Here is a 24,586-nt window from a genome sequence, read left to right on the forward strand (position 1 = left end):
CAGGCGCTTTGTGAACGGCTTGTGCTTTACAATCGGTTTCCACCGCCATGCGTGTACAGTGAGGGAAGATAATGGCTGGGCTCAGAGTCGCAGTGCTGGCAACCGCAGGTTTTAGTCTATTTCACTTTTCAGTTCCCTGCATTTTATTTGGATCGGCTATGCCACAGCAGGCGCTGTTTCAGGTTGATGTTTTTGCAGAAAAACCTGGCGTGGTTCGTTCCGATATGGGACTGTCAATCACCGTAGAGCATGGCCCTGAACTCCTTGATCAGGCGGCGATTATTATAGTTCCCTACTGGCACAATCCGGCTGAAAAACCGGCGCAGGTGCTGCTTAATAAGCTGGTAGCGGCCTGGCAGCGTGGTGCGGAAGTCGTTGGACTGTGTCTGGGCACATATGTACTGGCTTATGCAGGTTTACTTGATCAGCGCCGGGCTGCCACACACTGGGAATTTGAGCAGGACTTCAGTTCCCGCTTTCCGGCCGTTCAGCTCGATAGCAACGCGCTCTATGCCCGTGACGATCGTCTGATAACCTCTGCTGGTACCGCTGCAGGGATCGACTGCTGTCTGGATATCATCCGTCATCACTATGGTAGTGCCATTGCCAATCGGGTAGCGAGACGAATGGTGGTGCCGCCCTACCGTGAAGGCGGTCAGGCGCAGTTTATTGAGCGTCCGGTTCCGGAAACAACGCGTGACAGTAAGATTAATGCACTGCTGGCGTCACTGCGGGAGAATCTGCATAAGCCGCAGAATCTTGATTCCCTCTCGCGCAGGCTCAGCATGAGCCGGCGAACGCTGACCCGTCACTTCCAAAGAGCAACGGGTATGTCTCTGGGTGAGTGGTTGACGGCTGAGCGCCTTCAACGCAGCCAGTGGCTATTGGAAACAACCACTATGAATATTGAAAGTGTGGCCGAAAAGGTGGGTTTTGAGTCGCCGGTTTCATTTCGTCAGCGTTTTAAATCGCGGTTTGGTGTTTCACCCAGCGAGTGGCGTCGAACGTTTCGTGGTTCTGAGCCAGTGATGGCCAATGATAACGTGGAAAAGAAGGACGCCAGGACACTAGGATAAATATCTGTGCCATGGGACTCTGCGGACCGGAATATTGCCGCCCATTGGCGGTCAACACTCCGGCAAGAAATTAGCGCGATTAAATCAGGAAATCATCCAGTGACTGGCCATTTTCGATCGCAGTTTTAATGGCTGAAGGGGTTCGGCCCTGACCCGTCCAGTAACGAACCTGACCGTTTTCATCATTGTAACGATATTTAGCCGGACGCTTCGCCCGTTTCTTTTTGCCGGTTACCAAAGGAGAAGCGCTATTTACCAGTTCCAACGGATTAATTCCTTCTTCCATCAGCAACTCCTGATAAAACGCCAGCTTTTCAGCTTTCTCACGGGCTTCTGCCTCTCGTGCACTTTCCTCTTCACGACGCTCATTTACCACTGTTTCTAATTTCTGGTGTAGCTCTGCCAGCAGATCCAGCGTCATATTGCGTGCCTCAGCACGCATTGTGCGGATATTATTCAGGCTGCTCAGATTCTTACTCATACCAATCCTCAAATACTCAAGTTAATCAATAAAGTGCAAATTATTCAGCCAGCAAGGGTAACATTTCCGTACGCGGCATTTGAAGGGCCAATGTGGTTTTATTCGCTGTTTATCAGGTGAGAATGGTGGTATCTAATCCAGTAAATCGTACAGTTTAAGCGTAATCTGCTGGCTAATGCCTGGTTTTCGTTATAGAAGCGGAGCTGGGTTTAGAATTTTCTTTTTTATTAACTGTGCGTGAATCAGAAATGAGGTTTTATTCAGGACAGGCATGATGCCTTGCCATGATAGTGGTTGGCCATCGCCAAAAATTCGTCGTGGTTTTGAAGCATTATCCTTTGAGATGTTCTGCTCAACATCTTGCAGTGCTGCGCTGGTGCGGGTGCAATCTGACAACAGTAAAGATACGCCGCCGGGTCCCTTTGGTTATATTGGTGTGGCCTTTACCCGTCGTGAAGGGATAGATGTCAACGTTGCCCGCGCACGGCTTGACGGTGTTTTGCCTAAGGGACGCTCAGCAATCTGATGCACCAATGGGTAACCGGGCGTTTTTTCCGACCCTGATGGCAATACGCGTGAACTCTCTTATAGTCAGCAGATCGGCCTGGAAATTATCAGCGCTCGTAACATGTAAGCGCTGAATAAATAAATCAGCTCAGGGGAAGAATGAAGCCGGGTGTCTGTTGCGGAAGATGTTCAGCAACTAAGTGTAGTGAAACGCCTGGGAAGAACTGTAGATTGACGGATGAAACAAATTGCAGAAGGGCGGGGTAAGGGCCGACGGATAATGTCAGAGCTACTACCGGATGTCGATGTGATATAAAACAGCCTGCTTAAAGCAGGCTGTTTTCATGTATGCAGACTGAGTTAAATCAGGAAATCATCCAGTGATTTACCTGCATCAACGGCTGATTTAATAGCTGAGGGTGTACGGCCCTGGCCAGTCCATTGCTTAACTTCACCATTTTCGTCGGTGTACTGATATTTAGCTGGTCGAGGTGCGCGTTTTTTCTTCTCAGCGGGTGCAGTTGGCATACCATTTAACAGTTCATTAGGATCGATACCCTCCTGCAACAGTAACTCGCGATATTTTGCCAGTTTCTCGGCTTTTTCACGATTAGCTGCTTCCGAAGCCTGAGCTTCTTCCCGACGCTCACTCACTACAACTGACAGTTTTTCCAGCATTTCTTCCAGGGCAGCCAGGTCAAGCTCGCGAGCGTTTGCGCGAAGGGTACGGATATTATTCAAGCTGTTGAGAGTGTCACTCATCAAAGTCACCATAGTCATGTTCAGATAATAAAATACAGAGCGGGTTCACGCTGATGCTTTTCGTCAGACCTGCTTTTTTAGAATGCTTGCCTTCGAAGAATCAAAATACAGAACCGATAGTTCAACGCTAACATATTAATCGCTTTCTACAAGAGTTTAAACTGTAATTACCGTATCACTCTTAAATTGAAGCAGAGTTACTCTTTGCGGTGCTCTTAGCTCAAAATGTCAAAAAAACGACATCTGAAAAGTTAGTTAATTGGGAGCGGGTATAGGGAAATTGTGCTTTAACGCTGTTTTCAGCAAAGTCGCTTCGCAAATCCTGTACACGCATTGCTCTGAAAATTAAAGGTAATGATTCAGGGCAGACAGCTAAAACTGGATAAGATCATGATGTTAATCGTAATTTTGTTGAATGACTGGCACGGTGACGCTTTAAATAATTAGCCCACTGATTAACTGTGGTTATTTGTAACGCCATGATAATGGGTTGTTTTTTTCTTATGCAGCGCATAGGGTTATTTAAGAGCGGGCCGGCCTGCGTTATGGCTGATTTAAGCGTTTGCATCCACCTACAGCCATCAAATAAATGGATACAAACTCGTCAAAACGAGAGCCACCCGTTGTGGGCTAAAGTCAATTATTTACAAGAGTCATGATTTTTGAAGCTCTGTAAAGATTCAAAGAGGGAGGTAGTTTACAACGTAATCATAGACAGCATTATTTCCCCACGTTATTACCCTGTTGTCATTGATGCTGATAACGGAAGCGATAGCATTTTTCATCGATATTCATTCAGCTCAGTCCGTGAACCATGTGATTTTGCAATCACCTCGCCAGCCTGTCCCAAAACACATCGATGGACATGCTGCCAGACACTGAACTGAAAACGGTGTGCCAGGAAGCGGCTATTATTAACCTGGCTAATTAATTCGTCGTCAGCAGCGCATAATGCCAAAAACCTGTAATAGATATTTCACAGTACAATGTCAGAGCAAATGGGGTCGTCGAAGAATAATCATAGAACAAGAGAGTATGAAAAAAAGCAGTCTGCTAACTTTGTCGCCCATTGTCATCAGTTATCCAGTGCGACGGTTAGCTATACTGTATATGGCATAGGCTTTGTCAGTATCCTGGGTTTTCTGGAGGATTGACGTGTTCAAAGGCAATAAAAAGTCACTACCGGTGCGCTACTGCAAAACGTGTAACAAACCGATGTCATGGCGAAAAAAATGGGAAAGGTGCTGGGAAGAGGTTCTGTATTGCTCGGAACGGTGCCGTCGGCAGCGTACTGCACAGCAGCAGCAGGATGATGCCCGAATAAATTCCGGCCACAATCGATAAAACCTGTCGGGTCAGTGCTGGCCAGGATTTTACCTGGCCTCTGACAGTTCAATGTCGTTAGTGCTGAATCTCAATCTGTTGCCAGCCTTGTTTGAACATACAGTCTTTCACCAATATGTCTCGCTGACTTTCATTAGCATCGCTGGTTGAGTAATTCGTATCAGTTGTCTTGTGTTTCTTGTCTTTTGAGGTGTATTTACCGCTAACGACATTGTCTGGCGGTAAATCCCTGAGTGCCTGAGCTTTACAGGCTGTTTCTGCCACGAACTCCTGCTGCTCAGATGCGTCAGGCTTGACCCATTTATACTGGACACATCCTGTCAGACAAAGGGTAAATAACATCAACATGAGTGGTTTCATCATCTGTTTCTCACTGCTTTCCGTCAGAGTCATAACGAAAAATGGGTAAAGAAACCGATCAGTCAAGCTGGCTGGTTTCCTCACCCTATAGAAGAGGAGCGTTATCTGATATTAAAATGTCAGGCCGCCACCAATGTAAGGCCCATCGATCAGGGTATGGCCCGGGCGTCCATCTTTGCCATCAACACCTGCATAACGGTAGCCGGCTTTCAAGACCAGCGGCCCCAGCGGTGACCAGCTTATGCCGGCGTTCGCTTCCACAAAATTCTTAACGCTGTTAGTCAGTTGTTCCGGAGCAGAATATCCCTCACCATAAATCGCAAAATCAGCGGGCAGATTGATTTTCACACCGCCACCGACAGGAAATGCGACGCCGTTATCCCCTTTCTTGCCACCAAGATAAGTGGCTTTGGCGCCAGCAGTCAGCATTACCGGACCAAGTTCAAGATTATAACCGGTACCCGCCTGACCAATCTGAACACCATCCGCCGTATTTTTGATCCACTGGCTATCCAGATAAATTCCGCTGGATGAGCGGCCAATTTCTGCGTCCAGCGCAGTGGTATTTTTACCTTGCTCCACATTCAAGCCAATGGCCATTGCAGACGAAGAGACGCACAGCAGCATACCCATGCTGATTACAGAAAGTTTCATTGTTCAGTTCCACTGCTTTTAAATTTTAAAATTAATGATTACGATTGCTGGCTGAATTGATTTATTTTTGTACAATTTCTTTAACGTCGTGCTGCTGCAACTGATGCATATTTCCGTCTGCATCTTTATACGAGATCATGCCAGTTTGTTTATCTTTGGCGGGTTTACCATGAGTCGTGATCATGTGCCCGTCATTGGTAGAGATGACATAATTGCTTGAGCAGGCGGTCATGGATATTACTGCAGCCGTCATCACAATAGCGCAGACGAATTTTTTGCCAGAATTGAAAGATGTCATTTCACTGTCCTGTCATTAGTTTTTAAGAAGATGTGGCATTATTAGCTAAAATTGTTAAACGACACGATAACAATTCCAGCCTTCGGAAAATTATCTGCCAAAAGACTGATGCAGATCAATTGTAATGTGTTGGGGTGTATGATGATTAAGCATGTTTTGTTAAAAAGCTGCAATAGAAAATCAAACATGTATTTGCGATAAATGAAACTTTCAATTCAGATAAAGAAAATCCTGAATGTGCATCTGATTATAAAATGAACGACGCACTATTTAAATAAGCTGAACTTAAATTTATAACCGCTTTTCTCAGATGATAAAAAATCGGGATGTGAAGGGAATAAGTGTTAGCCGTTCCACAGGAAAATGGAAAGTATAATTTATATTAAGTGATAAAAGAGCAATAACGCGACAGGTTAGTTACAACACCCTGTTAAATTAGTTTCAATAACACGAGAAGGCCTGCTGATTTTGTGTGTTTATTGATGTACTAAAAACAAAGTTATTCTGGAATTCCGAGTGCCTTTTGACTAGCCGCCCCCGCGCCCCGAAGGGGCGTACATAGACGTGATAGACTTATGTATGATGTAACTAATTTTCTGCAAGATCCTGTTTAAGTGCTATTATTGGGTTCTGATTTTTCCCTTTAAATTGATGAATGTATTAACTTTTAGCAGCGATCCCGTAACTGTCCTCTAATCCTTAACAGCTACAACATTAAAACTTGCGTAAGGCTCATATCAGCAAACTATAAATACGTTCCAGCTAACTTCAACGGCGGTATAATCAGCCCTTAAACGCATAGGCCGTAGCCTCAAAGGGCATGTTTCGGTTTTGGCTCTGCCGTTTTATCAATGGGAGGATTAAGACTTGCTACATGCCATGATAATCAACCGTAAATGCCCTTGCAGCAAATAAAAGAGGGAAGATCAGTGTGTTTTTTCACTACTCAGAAACGATATCATCTGAATCGACAAAAACCACAGTTTTATAATCGGTAAGATTCTTTTACGAAGTCCAGTGAAGCTGGAGAAGCGTCATTTTTAACAGAGTGTCCGGGAATATTGTAGTGGTTACACATCCGTAATGCGCACTCCCCATAAATCAATACCGTGAACCGCTGGTGTATCCACCATTTAAACTACGGTTATAGAGGATGAATTATAAAAATAACTTTTCAATAAAGCTCAAAGGTGGTTAAAAGACAAATTCCTCAGCCTTATTTCGAATGTAAGGCTGATGACGTTTATTGCCTCTCTGACCTCAATAGTGCAGTGGAGACGTCTGAAATGGCGCTGCCTGACCTGATAGATGGCTTAATGCTCAATTTACTGCATCATCCGAATGGTCTGTTTCAAATGCTAAGCTACTACCGGAACCTGATTAAGCCTACTTAGTTACTGTGTTCGGATACCCGTTTTTTACATCTCAAGGGTTCGTAAAAGCCAATCACTGGATTTAGAGATGAGTGCAGGCAACCCTGAAAATTGCCAGATGTCACCTGAAGGACGGCATCGGCCACCATACCGCCCGCTGTAAATAAGCTAAAAATTATCGAGTGAAACTACCATCACCCACCTGCGCCTGTTCGTACCATGCCATCAGTTCCATGGTGCCAGGCTCATTCTCGGCGGGTGCCCATGGGGCAAGATCCTGTTCAGTAACTGGCTGGTAACCGCCATGCTTTACCTCAAAAATAACCCCGCCTTTATCCATGGAGAGTACCGCATGCCAGATGCCGGCATCCGTTTCGAGCACCTTGCACTCTTCACCCAGCATCACCCGCTGGGTCACATAACCATTGTCATCAAAATTTAATACCAGGAAGCGTCCTCGAAGAGGCATCAGCAATTCAAAAGTATGCGGATGGCGGTGTGGGCGCACATAAGTGCCCGGCTCCATAGCGATGGCCAGACGTTGAACCGGATCGCTTAATTCGGGATGTAGATTACGATTAGCTCGCAAGCGAGGAGAGTGTGCAGCCTGTTCGCTTTGTTTCTGGAGGTCACTCAACGTAATTTGTTTCATATAATCCTTATTGATCCAGGGCTGCTCTCTACCCCAAGGTTACCGTAAGATTTTGTGCCATTCATTATGGCCGAATAGCCTCTGTAGTTGCCTGACATTGTCACCGCTTATGATGCAGGTCTGACTCAGTGGCAACAAGCCATGATGTCTCTATTTACACGTATCAGGCCATCTCACCCGTCACCAGGCTCCTGTGAAAGGATACGTTTTCTTCCACATACGCATTGACGACATGTTTTCTCTCGATTGCTCATTCCAGATCAAAAAGCGAAACGCTTATCATTTATAAAATGAGTGCTTCTTACCTTGAGGCAGAGCGTGTTATGGCAATTAACATGGGCAGTACCTATCGAATTCTTGGCTATAAGCCGTCTGTAAATTTCGCCTGGCGTCAGAAATTACTGACGATGGGCATGCTTCCCGGCGCCGTTTTTGAGACGGTTCGCGTGGCGCCAATGGGGGACCCTGTGCAAATTCGCACGCGCCGTATCAGTCTGGCAGTTCGACAGCGGGACCTGTCCTCTATGATCCTGGAGGAAATCGTCTGATGAAAAAGATCACCATCGGGCTGATTGGAAATCCTAACACCGGCAAAACCACGCTATTTAATCAGCTTACCGGAGCCCGGCAGCAGGTCGGTAACTGGGCGGGTGTGACAGTTGAGCGTAAAGAAGGGCAATTTTTTACTGCACAGTCAGATGTCAGGCTCATCGACCTGCCCGGAACTCGTTCGCTGACGACGCTGTCTGCTGAAAGCGCCATTGATGAGAGCATCGCCTGCCAGTATCTCTATCAGGATCACGCCGATATGGTGATTAACGTGGTCGATGCATCCAGTCTGGAAAGTAATCTGTTCCTGACCCTGCAGCTACTGGAGCTTGGCGTGCCCTGCATTATCGCCCTTAACATGCAGGACGTTGCCGCCAGTCAGAACATCACTACTGATATTCAGGCGTTATCTGCACGTCTTGGCTGTCCGGTTGTTTCCGTGACCTCAACCCGGGGCGATGGTATTGCCCAGCTCAAAACCCTGATCGATCAGGCTCATGTTTACTGCGCTCCGGAACGGGTGCGTTACCCGGCCGCGATTAACTCAGCAATTGAGCAGCTGTGTCTGCAAATGCCCGAAACGATAGCGCCTCAAAAACGTTACTGGCTGGCATTGCAGCTGCTGGAGGGTGATATTAACAGCCAGAAGCTTTGCCCGGAGCTGCTCCCGCATTTGCCTGAGATGATGAAACAGGCGGGCAATGACACCGGCGTACAGATTGCCGATTACCGTTATCGTGCCATCAACGCACTTTGCGCAGCCGTGAGTAATATTCATCAGGTATTACCAGCCGGTCGGACCCGTCAGATTGATAGTATCGTGCTGAATCGCTGGCTGGGCATTCCGATATTCCTGGCAGTGATGTATGTGATGTTTGTGCTCTCAATTAATATCGGTGCCGCACTGCAGCCACTTTTCGACAGTGGTTCTGTGGCCATATTTATTCATGGCATGCAATGGCTGGGCTATGTCGGCCACTTCCCGGACTGGCTGACCGTTTTTCTGGCCCAGGGCATCGGATCCGGCATAAATACCGTGCTGCCGATCATTCCTCAGATTGGCCTGATGTTCCTGTTCCTTTCTTTTCTGGAGGATTCCGGCTACATGGCGCGCGCTGCTTTTGTGATAGATCGGCTTATGCAGTCGCTGGGCCTGCCGGGTAAATCCTTTGTGCCGCTAATCGTCGGCTTTGGCTGTAATGTACCGTCAGTCATGGGCACCCGGACACTCGACACACCGCGTGAGCGCTTGCTTACGGTCCTGATTGCACCTTTTATGTCGTGCGGGGCGCGGCTGGCGATTTTTGCGGTTTTCGCTGCAGCATTTTTTGACGCACATAGCTCCAGCCTGGTTTTCTCACTCTATTTGCTGGGCATTGTTGTTGCGATCATCACCGGGTTGGTACTCAGGCACACCCTGCTGAGCGGGGAAGCATCCCCGTTTATCATGGAAATGCCGGTCTATCACCGGCCTCATCTGAAAAGTCTGCTGTTGCAGACCTGGCAGCGGCTGAAAATGTTTGTCGTCCGGGCCGGACAGGTCATCATTTTGGTGAGCATGCTGGTTGGCGTACTGAGCAGCTTTGCATTTAATGGCCAGCTGGTCGAAGACATTAACCATTCTGCACTGGCGGCATCCAGTAAAGCGATTACACCTGCGTTGTTGCCGATTGGTATCACTCAGGATAACTGGCAGGCGACCGTTGGACTGGTGAGTGGCATTATGGCTAAAGAGGTCGTGGTCGGCACACTCAACAGCCTTTACACCACTGAAGCGCTCCAGAACAACGCGTTTGATCCGCAGACTTTTAACCTTAAAGCTGAGCTGACCGATGCGCTGACACAGACCTGGGCGGGGTTAACAGCTGCATTGAGAATTGATGCACTGGCTCATCCCATCGATGCCAGCAAAGGTGATGGTGAGATGGCATCCGGCTCTATGGGCATCATGTCAGCCAAATTTGGCAGTGGCTTCGCCGCATACAGTTACTTAATCTTTGTCCTGCTCTATGTGCCCTGTGTTTCAGTCATGGGCGCTATTGCGCGCGAAGCCGGCAGAAAGTGGATGATGTTCTCATTCTTCTGGGGACTGAATATTGCTTACACCACGGCCACGCTGTTTTATCAGACCGTCACGTTTACCGAGCATCCTGCATTTAGCGCAACCTGCCTGATTGGCATACTGTTGCTTAACATGGTCATTCTGTTTGCACTGCGAAAAGCAGGAAGCCGGGTGCAGGCAATACCAGGCATGATGCAGGAGGGAAAGGGACGTTGTCACGGCTGCCACGGCAGCTGCGATAAACAGAAAGGCTACGCACAATAAAAAGAAACAACAGATTCAATTACTTTATCCGCTGGGTGACGGGCTTTTCAGCGCCACAGCGGATAAGTGACGTTGATGATATTGTTCAGACAGATGTAAGCTGAATTAAAGTTATCTGGAGTGATGTAAACCGCCTGAGAAGACCTATTAACAACCCCTGTCAGGAGACATGATTTTCCAGTGTGGGAAGCTGATGTTATAGAAGGGTGTGATGCTGGCAGCATCCCTGATCCTGGCTTCTGAAGCGAAATATTTTTCCAGAACAGATGAGCCTAAAACAGCATACCTGGTGAATAAATGCTTTAAATCAGCGAGATAATGGGAACAAAGGCCAGATAACGACCTATTCAGTACAGGCTTACACACAGGCTGTCCACTTTTTCTGTGGATAACTTTAGCCTGAATATAGCTTCAGATGGCCTTTTTAGAAGCTATCAGTCAGATAAGTCAGTGTCAGCATACTGGTCCATAAACTCTACCATTGCGCCTTTATGTGCATCCACATGACGGATATACCGCATCAGGGTTTCCGGTTTTTTCCATGTGCCTTCCTGCATAATACGGGCAATCGGATAACCATTATCCGCCATATCCTGAGCGGCACCCACCCTGGCACTGTGGCCACTCCAGCCACTGTAGCGATTTTTGTTAGCTTTCACCGCGCCAACGTTCCCAGCGCTGCGCCATGCACGGTTAAAGATCTGTTCCAGAGCCCGGGTACTCATTGGCTTTTCGGCAACCAGTACGCGGCCAGATCGATGAACTGCGGTAAACAGATAAGCATCGGGCTGATTAGAGAGTCCGGAGGCTTCTATCCACTGTTCCAGACGTTGGGTTGAGCGGGTGCCGAGCGCCTTGATTAATCCACCGGTCTGAACAATCGTTTTTGTCCAGGCAACATCCAGAATGATACGGCCATCAACGGCGTGCATCACATCACGCACCCTTAATCGCGACAGTTCACTGATACGGAGTAGCGTGGCATAGGCTACGTGTAAAAAGGCCAAATCGCGCACTAACTGAAGGTTTTCAGATCCTGACCATTTTCCATCCAGTACCAGCAGGTCAGTAAGCCTGAAGGGAACAGCCTGGCCAGCACGTTCACCGTTCATCACGGCCACGCGATTTATCTTCTTTATGGTACGAAAAACCAAAGGAGATACATTCGGCACCGGCAATCCGGCGTTACGGTGTAACATCGAGATCAGGGCCGCGTGTGAAGTAATCGTTGAAGAAGCCCGACCACTTTGAGCAAGAAACGAGAGATAGTCGCGCAGGTCATCAGCGCTCATCGGCAGGAAGCTGCGCTGGTTATCTTCCGACCAGCGATTACAGATCCGCATGACGCTAATCAGCTGCCGCCAGGTGTTAGGTGAGAAAGCCTCTTTATCCTGGACGAATTGCCTGAGGCGTTCTGTGATGTCGCTGTTCGGATCCACACTCAAATAGGTGACAGGCTCTAACTCATTCATTTTTGCTCACTTATCAACCAAAACATGTCCAGACAACGCTACGTGAATTCTGAGAAGTTAGCAGGGGGATTACCTGCCAGAATTCACGTAGCGTTGTCATCTATCGGTGTGGCATTGTTATAGTTTCCATCATAACCCGGCAGCATCAGCCTGTCATAACTTCGTATAAGAATAATTATACGAAGTAATAAATATGAACCATGTTCTTGTTGTGGCAGGGTGCTGAGTAGTGGGCTCCAGGCTACAATAATGATAATTATATAAGGTTATATTTCTTAGTACACGCATTAGCTGAAAAATGGCATAACGGCCTCAGAGGTCATGGGTTTTTTTATGTATGAAGTTATGCCAATACGAAAATTTTATTAGTAATCTGATGCCTATAAGCGAAGGATAGATTAATGGAGTTTTAAACATCATATAAAGAAATTCTTAATGTCATCAAAGAAAATAATCAGATACAAAGAGAGCAGATTGCCCTCTTCATTAAAATGATTTAGTCATATTTAGTCAGTAGCAAACTCTTCACTGAATATATTTGGAGTTATTAGATTTAAAGCTTGATCTTTTATAAAGAATAAATTACTAAAATAAACTAAATTGTTAACATTTAGAGGGAGGGTGTAATCCTTCTCAGACATCTTGTTAAGCAATGTCTTCCTTGGGATTCTAAATATTTCTTTTGCAACATGTAAGTTCGCATCGAAATGACTTATTATATCCGGATGTAGCTCTTGCGCCGTTAGTCTCAATCTAAACTTCTGACGCAGCATACTATTCCAATTTTTGTTTTTATAATGCTTATAAGCTAATTCATCGAATATTTTTATCATAGTCCATTCAGATGTCTCTAATGTGGCATAAATTCCATTTAACTTTCTACTTTCAACGTCATTTCCTTCCCAATCCTGCTTTGCTTTATATCTAAGGTCATGTTCTACTTCATGCCAACCTTCAGATAAAATAGATCTTATTTGTAGTTCAAAAGTGGAATCAATAAAATTTGAAGCGGCTGGAAAGTTACGCTCTCCATATAATAAATTTATTGGGAGCTCATAAATTATATTATAACGCACCGCTGAAAATTCAGCGGCTGTCATTATGTCAATACTATGGTCTTTTTCTCTTTCAATGAAAATTTCATTCAAAATAGCATGAACTAACTCAATATCATCATTGAAATACAGTGCAATTCTTACACCAAGTGCATCTTGAATTTTGTGAGTTATGCCGTACTTTGTATTTTCTAACTTCTTATTTAATGACTGAGTGTCTTTGTTCCTAGCAAATAATCGAAACATTATACCTAAGTTATTAAGCTTTGAAGATATTAAATCTTCTACATCTGATCTTAATGTATCACTAAAGCTGAAGTTATTCATTTTATCGTCCCAGAATTTTCTTGACTTCACCAACATTGAATCTATTTATTGCTGTGAAGGAGCTTTTATTTGCGCTTTCCAAAATCCCTCTTTCTTTCAGATTCTTAATAGCTCTGGTTATTTGTTTTCTAGTGTAACCATCAATTTTATACAAAACCCCAGTGTATATATGGAGTCGTGTTATTGAGTTAGAACCCAACTGCATAAATTTAGACAAAATTTCTTTTTCCAGCTGAAGTTCCAAATCATCATCATTCTGTGAGACTTCGTACGACTCGATTTCATTTATAATGCCATTGTTATCTGAGCAATTCAAAAAGCTAATGTCGTACGGATGATTATTATTATCGTACTCACACCCATAGAATTGACAGGATATAAATGTCACATCTTTAAAATGATTGAAGTTAAACACAATGTTAGAGAATACACATTCATTAAATACTGAATTTTTTATTTTTTGGTTTGGGAAGAATATTGCGTTATCAAAATCAAGGCCAGTTATCGTAGTTTCTAAATACACATTTTCATCAACTTCTTGGCAAAGCATATACTCATATTTCATATGATCTGTGGCACTTAAGAACTCTCGCATACCACTTAGTCTTTCCCATAATAGGATTCGGTCATCTGTATCCCTTGGTAGATAAGATTGAACTGCTGGCTCAACGAAACGCTCATCACTTGCCAACCATTCATTCGAATCATTAGCAATTACTCCATTTGCAATAAAATTCCCAAAAACAAATTCGTTAACAAATTCAATTTTGTTTTCGCCTTGATTACTTCTGTCAAAAAAAGCATGTGTTGCAATTTTACTTGCCAGAGCATCAATTGTCGGTCGATCTTTCCCAGGATAAAGATGCCTTGTTTCTTCGAGTATGTTCAAACTTTTATTTTTTATAAGTGAAATAATCTTTTCTCTATTATCACTAGTGTAGTCATTTTCACACATGTCTAATGCAATCATAGATAGGATTGAGGTTTGCTTGAGAGGTACCATCAATAAGTCTTGCCGTTCTCTTTCTCTTTCAAGCATTGCCTGGAAATAATGATCTACTATCTTAGAACTTTGACCGCATAATTTGCTGAACTCTTCATCATCGATAGAACGGAGAAAAGCCAAAAGTACAGGGTTAGATAGTTTTTTTATATCCAAGCCAGATTCTTCAAGTTTATTTATTCTCTCAGCACTAAGCCAGTCTTTAACTTCAGGGGAGTTAAGTTTATACCTTACTACATTAAAATTGTCTTGATAATTATCTTTCCACTCTTGGAAGATTTCACCATCAAATATTGCAGCTCTTCTTGATGTGAGTATTACCTTAGCGGATTTAGTAAGTAATTCACCAATAGTTTCAAGCATTGGCTGAGCTTTCTCGAAATCAATTTCATTTGTCTTATTAGTAGATGTGTCGTTTAAAAGCTCATCAAATCCATCGAGCACTAAAACAATTCTTCCATTTTTGGTTTCATCTATTACCAAATCACTTTTAACATTTCTGAAACTTCTATCAACTTCACGCACAAAAACATGACTAAATACTTTTGCCTGACGATCCCTTGAGAATTCAGTAAAGAACGGAAGAGGAGCATCATCATCGGAAATTAGCGAATTTAATATTTCATATGAAGTACAGGTTTTTCCAAAGCCTGCTGGCGCTTCAATAATTATAAGTTGAGAGGTTGATTTATTAATTTCCGCTAAAATATCCTCTATCAAACCACTATTTAGTTTTTTATTGTCTTTCTCAAAGGGAACCTGAACATAACTATAATTTTTCGCACCATCCGGAAGAAGAGATATCATTTTATCGCAGTAATGACCGTATTCATAAGAAATACGCTCCTTCCATTCATCCACATTAAAAAAACCTTTGAACAATTGCTCAGCAACTTCTTCCAAACTTCTAAATAAAGACTTTTTAGTAGAGTAACCAATATTTTTTAGATCATTTAAACATTTCTCTACATCGTCTGAATTACATTCATCTGTATAAACTACTTCAGCATTATGGAAGAAGCCGGTCTTAAAGGTGAAAGCATAAAACCCATTGCCCGAAGAACTTTTTTTATATTCGAAACCATATTTTCTAAACAAAGAAATTAGTTGATGTGAATCTATAGTCATTTCAAGTCCTTGAGAGGCCACTAAATCCCGAAACAAGTCAAATAAGAATATTCCTATTAATTTATTTAATCAAATTATAAATGCAGATGCAACGAGTTCGAGCCTGCATCAGCTAAAATAAATTTAATTATTATTTTTCAATTAGTTATGTAGTGGTGGCGCGATTTTCAATTTTTCAAAAAATGTCAATACACCTCTTTTTTTTAAGTTTTTCATGTCAGATTTTGCGTAGTAAGAAACCAAAAGCACACAGTTTGATATCATGTTGATGTGAGCGCGGAGGTTCACAGGCAGAAGAAGCGATGACGTTTTAAATGATTGCCAGTTTAAAGAGCCATTAAGGACAATGATAATCTATAAAGATAAAGAGCACTGCAGGGAACAGAATAACGAGGAAAAACTGGCATGCCAGGTATCTTATTTAACATAACTAGTATTTTGCGTATTAATATTTTTCTGAATCACATCAGGTTTTCCAGTTTGATTTCTAACTATCGCAGCACCCGATATTGAGCAATCCTCACCGGTGTTCTACCTTCAGAGAGCGTCTTTAACGCCTCACCTGTCACATCCATTAAACCAACCGGAGGCACGATGACCGACAGTCACAACCCCGCACCCTACAGCGGCACCCTGTTTTTTGATGTCAATGAGACCCTGCTGGATACCACTGAGCTGAACCGGGTTGTCGCGCAGCGACTCGGTGACCGACCGGAACGTGCTGAGGCCTGGTTTACCTCGTTGTTACATCATTCACTCGTGGAGTCGGTGACCGGCAGCTGGCATAACTTTGGTGATATTGCCGAAGCAGTGCTGCAGATGACCGCCACACGCTATGGTATTACTCTGCCTGCAGACGCAACACCGCTGGCTGACATTATCGCAGCCATGCCAGCCCATCCTGATGTCGCCTCAGGACTGAGTGCTCTGCAGCAACAGGGATTTACACTGGTCGCGCTGACCAACTCTTCTGCGGCACTGGCCGAAAAGCAGCTCAGTTCTGCCGGACTGGCTCGGCTGTTCACGCGCATTCTCAGTGTGGAACAGGTTCAGGTTTATAAACCCGATCTGAAAGTGTATCAGTGGGCAATGCAGGAAATGGATCAGCCTGCATCACAGTGCATGATGGTGGCCGCTCATGGCTGGGATGTGGGTGGAGCAAAACGCGCAGGAATGAAAACCGCATTTGTTACCCGCAAAGGACAGGCACTTTACCCGCTGGCACCTGCACCGGATTTGATTGTCAGCGATATAGGTGCGCTGGCCACAAAACTTAAACCGCTCTGCTAAATGCAGTGCTCAGCGACCTCACATGACACCTGAATACTTAGTCTGTGTGGGTCTCAAACGCTGACCTGACCGCTTCCACAATCCGTTGTGCAGTAGTTGTATCGTCCAGCAGCGGGAACGTTTTTTTGAGCTTGCCAGAAATCTGCCAGCCATTTTCTTTCAGCGAACGGATAATACGACTGGCGTCCTGATCAGGCATCTCAACGACCTCCTTCAGCTGCTGTTGAGCGCGCTGAAATATCACCAATACGCGCGCTTCATCAGCCATTTCAGTCCGGACCGTGTGCTCGATGACTCTGCAGGTATAGAGCACATGCTCGGTTAAGTCGGGATAACGCCAGGCGAAACGGGCATCCTCATACTCGGTGAAAGTGAAATTACTCCGCGTGCCATCTTCATATGTTTTCAACTCGCCAAACCGATAGCAGCCTGCATAGCGCCGCATTAGCCGTTTAGAAAATACGTCCAGCGTGCGATCGTAACCGACCCGAAAATCCATCGAACTGGTAATGGTGGCTGAAACAGGCAGGATCACGCCATCCGGTATCGCTCCATCACGAATCAGTGTGTCATTGATTAAAAAACGGTGGATGCGGCCATTGCCGTCGCGCATCGGATGGATATAGACAAAGCCAAACGCGATAACCCCCGCACGAGCCAGTGGTGCGGCACCCCGCGTAGCCTGCTCAAAGGCTTTAAGCCCATTCATAAAGCGCGGAACGTCATCATAGTGTGGTGCAATATAGTGGACGATATCTTCACGCATGGTCGACTGTCCGACAAACACGGGCGAACGTCGCAGCCCCAATCCCAGCGCATCCTGCCCGAGAATGCCCTGCTGTATGGTATGCAGGCTGGCATCGCTGAGTGGATCCTCAAGCTGGCCGCAATACTGCGCGATAACGTGGGCAAATCGTTGAATACGATCGCCCTGGTCCGCCTCTTTCTCAATCAGGAAACTGGCACGTGACTCTTTAAATGTCAGCCAGCTGGCGGTGCGCATCAGAATATCCGCGCCAAAGGTGTTATCCAGATCATGCAAAGCATCGTTGAGATCGAACGTGAGCGCCTGCTCAATGGCTGCGGTTCTGCGCACCAGTGGGCAGAAATCAGCGGATCCTGGCAGATTATTATTGATGCGCCAGCGCCTGTTACGGTTCACGGTCGTTCGGGTCAGATACGCTTTGGATGAAATCGCCTCAACATAGCCTCCGTTGGTGACATCCGGTACCTGTAAGGTATTACCAGTCAGCCATTCATAGAGAAAGCCGGCCCGTCGCGCATACTGTCCGAACGGTTCCTGCCGACACCAAGCTTCCAAAGGTTGTGGTCCGATGGTCGTAAACAGGCGTGCGAAAAACTCCAGATGGATCTCTTCGTACTTGAGACCAAAGGCAAAGTGACCCGCAAAATCATCTTCCGGCTGATAGCCTGGTGGATAATGATTTTCTACCTGTCCCTGGCCCTCATGATGTGAGCGTACGGTTCCGATAGCTGACTTCACGCGTAAGGGCTGCGCCAGTTTGATAGCATAACGTTCGCACAGTGCGCTGAAGCCAACCAGCATGTCGAATCCTTTATCCGTCGCCCGAAAACGATAACAAAATGGATATTTATCATGAAAACGTTAAAAAAGCCATCATGACGGCATTAACTACCGCCCGGAAACGTTAATAAAAACGGTGTTCATTGCGGAAATGGTAAAAGACGGAATGTTCAGGGCTTAACAACAATGCACAGTAGCCCGATTACAATAATCACCACACCAGCTAAGCTACGCCAGCTAAATGCTTCGTGAAATACCGGTAAGCAAACCGCCACCAGCCAGACCAGCACGTAACTCAGGCTGAGCAGTGGATAGACCCGATTAAGCGGAAAATAGTGCAGCGCCCGAATCCAGCAGAGCATGGAAACAGCATAAGCTCCCAACCCGGCCAGCAGCAGCAAGGCAGGCAGTATGGCAACTGTTGGCAGCGACGTCAGGCTACTGACATCGGGCAGGCGCGGCATCGCCCAGCGCATCATCAGCTGTGCCGCTGAGACCAGCAGCACGCTGCACGTAACCCATCCATATCCTTTCATAGCTGGCTCGCCATTAGCGCGACGCCCGTCACCACCAGCAGCGTGCCTGCAATCTGACGAAGCGTTAGCCGTTCGCGCCACAAAATGCGTCCGGCCAGCGCAACGAAGATGAAATTAAGGCTCAGCATGGGATACGCCTGGCTGACGGGCACCCGCTGCAGCACCAGCAGCCAGAGGAGCATCGCGATACCCAACAGCAGCACGCTTACGCCAATCCAGCTTAAGCGGATGCGGCCTGATACCGCGTGGGTCGCCTGTTTCTGACACAGCTGCGCGCTGCAGCTGAGCAGACTCACCAGCACAATCAGCAGCAGCATTTACTTCATCTGACCGTAATAAAGGCAGACAAGCCTGCCCTGGCGATAGACCGCATCCGGAACCGGCACATCCTCGCCGATATCACTGTGTGGGGAATCAACCAGTAACAGCAGGGACACGCTTCCCATGCGGCGATGATCGGCAAGCCAGCCGCCAAAATCCGCCTGAGAGACAAAGCGGGATTGCGCATCCGGGTAGCTCAGCCCATATTGCAGCTCACCTTTATTATCATAGAAGCCGATATCACTGCGTTGCAGGTGCCAGGCTGCGGCAGATGCCACGCCCGGATTGTCCGCCAGAATAAAATGACTGGATGCCAGACGCTCGCTGATCACAGAGACAAAGTGTTGCGGCTGTTTGGCATCACGGATTTTATCCGGGATAGCTGAGCCAATAAACAGAGCGACCCCCAGCGGGCAAAGCGCGGCCACCAGCCAGCGGCGTTGTGAAAATCGGCAGCTGTATGCGCCCGCCAGTCCCCAGATGAGAAACGCCAGCGCTCCCAGTCCCAGCTTCAGCATCTCATGAGTGGCAAACAGGGGGTGATGCGTTACGCTCCAGGGCGCGAGTACCAATAGCACGGTTGCCAGCGTGAGGATGCCGAAAATCAGGTTGATCCAGCCATTAACGGTTAATGCGCGCCCTGCCCGCTGCGCCGCGTTCAGCCCATAATGGGCCATCAACAGCGACAGCGGCACAAAACAGGGCAGGATATAGGTTGGCAGTTTGCCTTTTGCCAGACTGAAAAACAGCAGCGGCATCACCGTCCAGCTCAGCAGATACAGTGCGCCGGGATTCTGCTGACGCTCGCGCCAGCCGGTCATCAGTGCACCCGGTAACAGCGCCAGCCACGGTAGTGTTCCCAGCAGCAGAACCGGCAGGTAGTACCAGAAAGGGGCTTTGTGCTGTGCATTCTCTTCTGCAAAGCGCTGAATATGCTCAACCCAGAAGAAGTAGTGCCAGAAATCAGGGGCCTGATGATAGATCGCCAGCGCCCAGGGTGCACTGATTGCTGCGGCAGAGAGAATCGCCAGCGGCCCGAAGCAAAGCAGCTCAGGTATTCTCTTTCGCCAGATCACCCATGGCAGAATCGCCAGCACCGGTAGCGCCAGTGCCAGAAATCCTTTGGTCATGAATCCCATGCCGATGGCGAGACCCAGCAGCAGATAGCCGCCCGCGCGCCCGGCGCGCCCGCTGGCCTCCGTCGCCAGCCAGAAGCTGCACATTGCAGCCGCCAGCCAGAGCATCAGCATCGGATCGAGCACGGCATAGGTGCCAACGCCATAAACCAGCAGTGAACTCAGGAAAATCAGAGAACCCACAGCAGCGGTGCGGACCGAACCAAACATCCGCCGGCCGAGCCAGAAGATCAACGCGGCGGTTATCGCTGTTGAGAATATTGATCCTGCCCGTACACCAAAATTGTTATGGCCGAACAGCCATTGGCCCAGTGAGTTTATCCAGTAACCCGCAATCGGTTTTTCAAAATAGCGAAGACCGAAGAAGTGTGGTGTCACCCAGTTACCGGTTGCCAGCATCTCCCGGCTGATCTCTGCGTAACGTGTCTCATCCGGTTGCCAGAGGTCGCGGAACATCGGCGGCAGAAGGTAATAGAGAATGAAAAAGCTAAAAAAAATGAGCCACTTCGTGTTCTTATGTATCCGCACTAGTTCGCCTCTTTAGTCAGTTTCTGGCAGCCCAGCCACCCTTCCCGTCCGGGAATTTCACCTCTGACGATCCTTCCCACGGGTAAGGTGGTCAGGTCGTCGGGCAATAGCTCGCTTAACGGACAGAACTGAATGCCATTACGGGTTGCTGCATTCAGCAATTTGTCGAAGTCTGGTAAGCCAATAATCCCCTCCACTTCGGCATGCACGGTATAGACAGCGCCATCATCAGAAGCGAGCATTTTCGCCAGAATGTAATCGTTATAGCCTTCTGCGCTGACCTCACGGCCAACCACTTCATCCCATGTGGGTAACGTCACCGGAATCTGTACAGTGCCGATCTGGCCATCTGGCAGTATGGGCCTGAATGGCCCGCTGCCGCGGCAGTCACTGTTGTAGTGAAAGCCAAAATCCTGTTTGGCGGCAACGACCCGACCATCAGCACGCCAGCCTGCAACGGCCGAACAGCTGACAGGATGACCAAGGATCTCACTGAGCGTTTCGGTGCCGCGTGCTATCTGCTCAACCAGTTTATCCTGCGGCCAGACACCCGCCCAGGTCTGCCAGGCAAAGTGGTCCCAGGCATGCAGACCGACTTCATGCTGGCGTGTGGCATCCTGCATAATGTTCCGCAGGCCACGTCCCATCTGCTTTCCCGGCCAGGCCGTTCCGGCGAGCAGAATGTCCCAGCCATATAGTGATGCGGCGCGGGAGCGCAGCATCTTCATGAGAAACGCCGGTTTCACCAGCCGCCAGAGATGGCGGCCCATGTTGTCCGGTCCCACGCTGAAGAAAAAGCTGGCCCGCACTGCGTGACGCTGGAAGAGCTCAAGCAGCGCCGGCACACCCTGCTTCGTGCCGCGCCAGGTATCTACGTCAATCCGCAGACCGATCTTCTTCATCACTTATCAGCCTGTTGCTCAACGGTACGCAGGAAGAAATCGAGCGTGTTGTCGATAGTGACATCCATCGTGACGGTTGGCGTCCAGCCAAGTAGGCGACGCGCATTGCGGATAGCCGGTTTGCGGTGCTCCACATCCTGATAGCCTTTACCGTAGTAACTGCTGCTTTCCACTTCGCGGAAACCGGCAAACGGCGGGAACTGGCTGCGCAGCGGGTGACGCTCGAAGCTGGCCAGCAACTGCTCCGCGAGTTCTTTGATACTGGCTTCATTGTCCGGATTACCGATGTTGATGATCTGACCATCACAATTCTGCTGCTTGTTTTCGATAATGCGGAACAATGCTTCCACACCATCCTGAATATCGGTAAAGCAGCGCTTTTGTTTGCCGCCGTCGATCAACTTAATCGGTGAACCTTCAACCAGATTGAGGATAAGTTGCGTGATCGCGCGAGAACTGCCGATGCGTGCTGCGTTGAGGTTATCCAGACGCGGTCCCATCCAGTTGAACGGACGGAACAGGGTAAAACGCAGCCCCTCTTTTTCGCCATAAGCCCAGATCACACGGTCCAGCAGCTGTTTCGATACCGAATAAATCCAGCGCTGTTTGTTGATCGGCCCGACCACCAGATTCGAGCTATCCTCATCGAAGCTGGCATCAGTACACATGCCGTAGACTTCAGAGGTGGATGGGAAAATAATGCGCTTCTGATACTTCACGCAGTCACGGATGATTTTCAGGTTCTCTTCGAAATCGAGCTCAAAGACGCGCAGCGGATTACGGGTGTATTCAATCGGCGTAGCGATCGCCACCAGCGGCAGGATGACATCACATTTTTTGATGTGATACTCAATCCATTCGGAGTGAATAGCGATATCCCCTTCAACAAAATGGAAGCGCGGATGTTCCAGGAAGCGGCTGATGGCGTCTGAACTTATATCCAGGCCATAGACTTCAAAATGCTCATCCTGCAATAAACGCTCGGTGAGATGATTACCAATAAAGCCGTTAACCCCGAGGATGAGCACGCGTGTACGACGTTGCAGCGCCGACTGCGGTTTTGAATAGAGCAGTGCGCCAGGCACCATGCCCAGGCTCTGCGCCAGCTGGCTGCCATTCATGTAAACGCCATGCTCGGACTGTCCGGTGAGAATTTCCAGTGCACCCTCACCACAGGCGATCAGGAATGGCTGCTTAGAAATCACCGTACCTGGCTTCGCCTGATGCGGGTGCGTATGAACCCGGCTCTTCCAGACGATAAATTTAACCGAACCGGCGAAGGCGAAGGCGCCTGGCCACGGATCGGTAACCGCTCTGACCAGATTGTGAATCTTCTCTGCGGGTTGATTCCAGTCGATGCGGCCATCTTCGGCCGTGCGACGGCCAACACAGGTCGCCTGACTCTCATCCTGTGGCGTCTCACTGACCTCACCCGTGCGCAGGCGAGGTAAGACGTCGTTAAGTAACTGCTCTGCAGCCTGGGTCAGTTTACGATGCAGCGTCAGCGCGTTGTCTGCATCCTCAATGGCCACCTTCTGCTGCGCCAGAATATTACCGGCATCCGCACGCTTCACCATGCGATGTAACGTAACGCCGGTTTCCGTCTCACCGTTGACCAGCGCCCAGTTGAGTGGCGCCCGACCGCGGTATTTTGGCAGCAGTGAACCGTGCAGGTTAAAAGCCCCCTTTTCAGCGCATTGCAGGATCTCATCGCTCAGCAGATGGCGATAGTAGAAGGAGAAGATCATTTCTGGCGCCATGGTGCGGATGCGGTCAAGCCAGATTGGGTGATTCGCCTCGTCCGGTGCATAGACCGGAATGCCGTGCTCTGCCGCCAGACGCGCGACTGAGCCGAAAAAGTGATTTTCGGTAGCCACATCGTTGTGCGTAAAAATGGCGGTGATCTCATAGCCTGCGCTAAGCAGTGCATTGATGCCGACACAGCCCAGATCGTGATAGGCGAAAACAACGGTCTTCATGATTGAGTATCCTGTACTGAAGGCTCTTCAGGAGCCTGAACAATGCGTTGAACGAAATAGCGCGGACGCGCCCGAACGTCGTTATAAATTCGCCCGATATACTCCCCGAGCAGTCCCATACCCACAAACTGGGCACCGATAAACATGAACAGCACGGCGAACAGGACGAAAACGCCATCTCCCGCCCATGCCGCACCGAAAAAGAGTCGCAATACGATAAGCACCAGCGAGAAAGCGAAGCCGGAGAGTGCAATCAGGCTGCCTACTACGCTGAGCAATCGCAGCGGCGTGGTGGTCAGGCAGGTCACCAGGTCGTACATCAGGTTGATCAGGCGCATAAAGCTGTATTTCGAATCGCCAAAGGCCCGCTCAGCGTGGAGCACCGGCAGTTCAATGGTGTTTCGGGCAAAGGTGTTGGCCAGAATCGGAATGAACGTACTGCGTTCGTGACAATTGAGCATCGCCTCGACGATATGGCGCCGATAGGCACGCAACATACAGCCGTAATCGCCCATCGCTTTGCCGGTGACCCGCTGAATCAGGTGGTTGAGCGTGCGCGAGGCCTTGCGACGGAACCAGGTATCCTGACGCTGCTGGCGGACTGTACCCACCACGTCATAACCCTGACGCGCAGCTTCAACCAGTCGCGGGATCTCTTCCGGAGGGTTCTGCAGATCGGCATCCAGTGTCACAATCAGATCGCCACGGACCTGGCTGAATCCGGCCATAATGGCGGAGTGCTGACCGTAGTTGCGATTGAGCAGTACGCCCGTTATGCGGCTGCCGGGAATGATGGCAGCCTGTTCAATCAGTTCGGCTGAACGGTCACTGCTGCCGTCATCAACCAGCAGAATTTCATACTCAATTTCAATGGCGTCACATGCCGCGCTGGTCCGCTGCAGCAACTCCGGCAGGCTTTCCTGTTCGTTATAGACCGGGATGACCACGGAGAGCATATTGATCGGTTTGATATCGCGCATT

General features: G+C 48.0%; 22 protein-coding genes. 6 read left to right on the top strand and 16 right to left on the bottom strand.

Translation table 11 applies throughout. The annotated features are described in order from the left end of the window. Nucleotides 1-71: 71 nt before the first annotated feature. A complete protein-coding gene (locus LQK91_RS20315) occupies nt 72-1,076 on the top strand; it encodes a GlxA family transcriptional regulator (RefSeq protein WP_105100065.1) in 1,005 nt (334 codons plus the stop codon). Nucleotides 1,077-1,155: 79 nt separating this feature from the next. On the opposite strand, the gene LQK91_RS20320 is transcribed toward LQK91_RS20315, so the two are convergent. Continuing rightward, nucleotides 1,156-1,557: an H-NS family nucleoid-associated regulatory protein gene (locus LQK91_RS20320; RefSeq protein WP_003850526.1), complete on the bottom strand. Its 402-nt coding sequence runs from the start codon at nt 1,555-1,557 to the stop codon at nt 1,156-1,158. A 271-nt stretch (nt 1,558-1,828) separates the two neighbouring features. Between LQK91_RS20320 and LQK91_RS20325 the strand changes: the two genes are divergently transcribed. Next, nucleotides 1,829-2,083, top strand: a complete 255-nt coding sequence (locus LQK91_RS20325) for a hypothetical protein (protein WP_105100066.1) — start codon at nt 1,829-1,831, stop codon at nt 2,081-2,083. Nucleotides 2,084-2,424: 341 nt separating this feature from the next. Here LQK91_RS20325 and LQK91_RS20330 read toward each other — a convergent pair whose 3' ends face one another. Next, nucleotides 2,425-2,826, bottom strand: a complete 402-nt coding sequence (locus tag LQK91_RS20330) for an H-NS family nucleoid-associated regulatory protein (RefSeq protein WP_003850529.1) — start codon at nt 2,824-2,826, stop codon at nt 2,425-2,427. 1,155 nt (nt 2,827-3,981) lie between these two features. Between LQK91_RS20330 and LQK91_RS20335 the strand changes: the two genes are divergently transcribed. Beyond that, nucleotides 3,982-4,170, top strand: a complete 189-nt coding sequence (locus LQK91_RS20335) for a DUF2256 domain-containing protein (protein WP_072040393.1) — start codon at nt 3,982-3,984, stop codon at nt 4,168-4,170. A 57-nt stretch (nt 4,171-4,227) separates the two neighbouring features. Here LQK91_RS20335 and LQK91_RS20340 read toward each other — a convergent pair whose 3' ends face one another. From LQK91_RS20340 to LQK91_RS20355, 4 genes are all read right to left on the bottom strand, one after another. Beyond that, nucleotides 4,228-4,533 carry a hypothetical protein gene (locus LQK91_RS20340; protein ID WP_008926834.1) on the bottom strand — a complete coding sequence of 102 codons (306 nt, stop codon included), beginning with the start codon at nt 4,531-4,533 and terminating at the stop codon, nt 4,228-4,230. Between the two features lie 108 nt (nt 4,534-4,641). Then, the gene (locus LQK91_RS20345) at nt 4,642-5,184 is read right to left on the bottom strand and encodes a YfaZ family outer membrane protein (RefSeq protein ID WP_003850534.1); all 543 of its coding nucleotides are present in this window, start codon (nt 5,182-5,184) and stop codon (nt 4,642-4,644) included. A 61-nt stretch (nt 5,185-5,245) separates the two neighbouring features. Continuing rightward, nucleotides 5,246-5,482 (bottom strand): YgdI/YgdR family lipoprotein, encoded by a 237-nt coding sequence (locus LQK91_RS20350; RefSeq protein WP_003850536.1) that lies wholly within the window; start codon nt 5,480-5,482, stop codon nt 5,246-5,248. Between the two features lie 1,548 nt (nt 5,483-7,030). Continuing rightward, entirely contained in the window at nt 7,031-7,507 is a 477-nt protein-coding gene (locus LQK91_RS20355; RefSeq protein ID WP_003850539.1) for a WbuC family cupin fold metalloprotein, read from the bottom strand. Nucleotides 7,508-7,830: 323 nt separating this feature from the next. On the opposite strand from LQK91_RS20355, the gene LQK91_RS20360 reads away from it, so the two are divergent. Then, entirely contained in the window at nt 7,831-8,055 is a 225-nt protein-coding gene (locus LQK91_RS20360; RefSeq protein WP_008926832.1) for a FeoA domain-containing protein, read from the top strand. Further along, nucleotides 8,055-10,382, top strand: a complete 2,328-nt coding sequence (gene feoB, locus LQK91_RS20365) for a Fe(2+) transporter permease subunit FeoB (protein WP_008926831.1) — start codon at nt 8,055-8,057, stop codon at nt 10,380-10,382. The genes LQK91_RS20360 and feoB overlap by 1 nt, the downstream gene beginning before the upstream one ends. Before the next feature lie 434 nt (nt 10,383-10,816). On the opposite strand, the gene LQK91_RS20370 is transcribed toward feoB, so the two are convergent. From LQK91_RS20370 to LQK91_RS20380, 3 genes are all read right to left on the bottom strand, one after another. Continuing rightward, complete coding sequence (locus LQK91_RS20370) at nt 10,817-11,854, bottom strand: tyrosine-type recombinase/integrase (protein WP_003850543.1); 1,038 nt, start codon at nt 11,852-11,854, stop codon at nt 10,817-10,819. 506 nt (nt 11,855-12,360) lie between these two features. After that, nucleotides 12,361-13,236: a RelA/SpoT domain-containing protein gene (locus LQK91_RS20375; protein WP_105100067.1), complete on the bottom strand. Its 876-nt coding sequence runs from the start codon at nt 13,234-13,236 to the stop codon at nt 12,361-12,363. Between the two features lies 1 nt (nt 13,237). Next, nucleotides 13,238-15,367, bottom strand: a complete 2,130-nt coding sequence (locus tag LQK91_RS20380; protein WP_105100068.1) for an NACHT domain-containing protein — start codon at nt 15,365-15,367, stop codon at nt 13,238-13,240. Nucleotides 15,368-15,961: 594 nt separating this feature from the next. Here LQK91_RS20380 and LQK91_RS20385 point away from each other — a divergent pair. Then, nucleotides 15,962-16,657: a haloacid dehalogenase type II gene (locus tag LQK91_RS20385; RefSeq protein ID WP_105100069.1), complete on the top strand. Its 696-nt coding sequence runs from the start codon at nt 15,962-15,964 to the stop codon at nt 16,655-16,657. 37 nt (nt 16,658-16,694) lie between these two features. On the opposite strand, the gene LQK91_RS20390 is transcribed toward LQK91_RS20385, so the two are convergent. From LQK91_RS20390 to arnC, 7 genes are all read right to left on the bottom strand, one after another. Further along, a complete protein-coding gene (locus LQK91_RS20390; protein ID WP_008926821.1) occupies nt 16,695-18,224 on the bottom strand; it encodes a Fic family protein in 1,530 nt (509 codons plus the stop codon). Nucleotides 18,225-18,373: 149 nt separating this feature from the next. Beyond that, entirely contained in the window at nt 18,374-18,739 is a 366-nt protein-coding gene (gene arnF, locus LQK91_RS20395; protein WP_008926820.1) for a 4-amino-4-deoxy-L-arabinose-phosphoundecaprenol flippase subunit ArnF, read from the bottom strand. Beyond that, entirely contained in the window at nt 18,736-19,056 is a 321-nt protein-coding gene (gene arnE / locus LQK91_RS20400; protein ID WP_003850557.1) for a 4-amino-4-deoxy-L-arabinose-phosphoundecaprenol flippase subunit ArnE, read from the bottom strand. Before arnE ends, arnF begins: the two co-directional genes overlap by 4 nt. Then, nucleotides 19,057-20,724, bottom strand: coding sequence for a lipid IV(A) 4-amino-4-deoxy-L-arabinosyltransferase (gene arnT, locus LQK91_RS20405; protein ID WP_105100070.1), 1,668 nt, complete (start codon nt 20,722-20,724; stop codon nt 19,057-19,059). Next, nucleotides 20,724-21,626, bottom strand: coding sequence for a 4-deoxy-4-formamido-L-arabinose-phosphoundecaprenol deformylase (arnD, locus tag LQK91_RS20410; RefSeq protein WP_003850559.1), 903 nt, complete (start codon nt 21,624-21,626; stop codon nt 20,724-20,726). Before arnD ends, arnT begins: the two co-directional genes overlap by 1 nt. Then, nucleotides 21,626-23,605, bottom strand: coding sequence for a bifunctional UDP-4-amino-4-deoxy-L-arabinose formyltransferase/UDP-glucuronic acid oxidase ArnA (gene arnA, locus LQK91_RS20415; RefSeq protein WP_003850560.1), 1,980 nt, complete (start codon nt 23,603-23,605; stop codon nt 21,626-21,628). Before arnA ends, arnD begins: the two co-directional genes overlap by 1 nt. Continuing rightward, nucleotides 23,602-24,585 carry an undecaprenyl-phosphate 4-deoxy-4-formamido-L-arabinose transferase gene (gene arnC, locus LQK91_RS20420; RefSeq protein WP_003850561.1) on the bottom strand — a complete coding sequence of 328 codons (984 nt, stop codon included), beginning with the start codon at nt 24,583-24,585 and terminating at the stop codon, nt 23,602-23,604. The genes arnA and arnC overlap by 4 nt, the downstream gene beginning before the upstream one ends. Nucleotide 24,586 lies beyond the last annotated feature (1 nt).

Origin of the sequence: Pantoea sp. MHSD4 (assembly GCF_021043305.1) — a bacterium.
Taxonomy (GTDB): Bacteria; Pseudomonadota; Gammaproteobacteria; order Enterobacterales; family Enterobacteriaceae; genus Pantoea; species Pantoea eucalypti.

Coding starts and splice junctions, on each gene's coding strand:
- LQK91_RS20355 (WP_003850539.1), bottom strand. CDS start 7,507: ATGAAACAAATTACGTTGAGTGACCTCCAGAAACAAAGCGAACAGGCT.
- LQK91_RS20380 (WP_105100068.1), bottom strand. CDS start 15,367: ATGACTATAGATTCACATCAACTAATTTCTTTGTTTAGAAAATATGGT.
- LQK91_RS20350 (WP_003850536.1), bottom strand. CDS start 5,482: ATGACATCTTTCAATTCTGGCAAAAAATTCGTCTGCGCTATTGTGATG.
- LQK91_RS20345 (WP_003850534.1), bottom strand. CDS start 5,184: ATGAAACTTTCTGTAATCAGCATGGGTATGCTGCTGTGCGTCTCTTCG.
- feoB (WP_008926831.1), top strand. CDS start 8,055: ATGAAAAAGATCACCATCGGGCTGATTGGAAATCCTAACACCGGCAAA.
- arnA (WP_003850560.1), bottom strand. CDS start 23,605: ATGAAGACCGTTGTTTTCGCCTATCACGATCTGGGCTGTGTCGGCATC.
- LQK91_RS20375 (WP_105100067.1), bottom strand. CDS start 13,236: ATGAATAACTTCAGCTTTAGTGATACATTAAGATCAGATGTAGAAGAT.
- LQK91_RS20385 (WP_105100069.1), top strand. CDS start 15,962: ATGACCGACAGTCACAACCCCGCACCCTACAGCGGCACCCTGTTTTTT.
- LQK91_RS20340 (WP_008926834.1), bottom strand. CDS start 4,533: ATGATGAAACCACTCATGTTGATGTTATTTACCCTTTGTCTGACAGGA.
- LQK91_RS20360 (WP_008926832.1), top strand. CDS start 7,831: ATGGCAATTAACATGGGCAGTACCTATCGAATTCTTGGCTATAAGCCG.
- LQK91_RS20325 (WP_105100066.1), top strand. CDS start 1,829: ATGATGCCTTGCCATGATAGTGGTTGGCCATCGCCAAAAATTCGTCGT.
- arnD (WP_003850559.1), bottom strand. CDS start 21,626: ATGAAGAAGATCGGTCTGCGGATTGACGTAGATACCTGGCGCGGCACG.
- LQK91_RS20320 (WP_003850526.1), bottom strand. CDS start 1,557: ATGAGTAAGAATCTGAGCAGCCTGAATAATATCCGCACAATGCGTGCT.
- LQK91_RS20330 (WP_003850529.1), bottom strand. CDS start 2,826: ATGAGTGACACTCTCAACAGCTTGAATAATATCCGTACCCTTCGCGCA.
- LQK91_RS20390 (WP_008926821.1), bottom strand. CDS start 18,224: ATGCTGGTTGGCTTCAGCGCACTGTGCGAACGTTATGCTATCAAACTG.
- arnE (WP_003850557.1), bottom strand. CDS start 19,056: ATGCTGCTGCTGATTGTGCTGGTGAGTCTGCTCAGCTGCAGCGCGCAG.
- arnC (WP_003850561.1), bottom strand. CDS start 24,585: ATGCGCGATATCAAACCGATCAATATGCTCTCCGTGGTCATCCCGGTC.
- arnF (WP_008926820.1), bottom strand. CDS start 18,739: ATGAAAGGATATGGATGGGTTACGTGCAGCGTGCTGCTGGTCTCAGCG.
- LQK91_RS20370 (WP_003850543.1), bottom strand. CDS start 11,854: ATGAATGAGTTAGAGCCTGTCACCTATTTGAGTGTGGATCCGAACAGC.
- LQK91_RS20315 (WP_105100065.1), top strand. CDS start 72: ATGGCTGGGCTCAGAGTCGCAGTGCTGGCAACCGCAGGTTTTAGTCTA.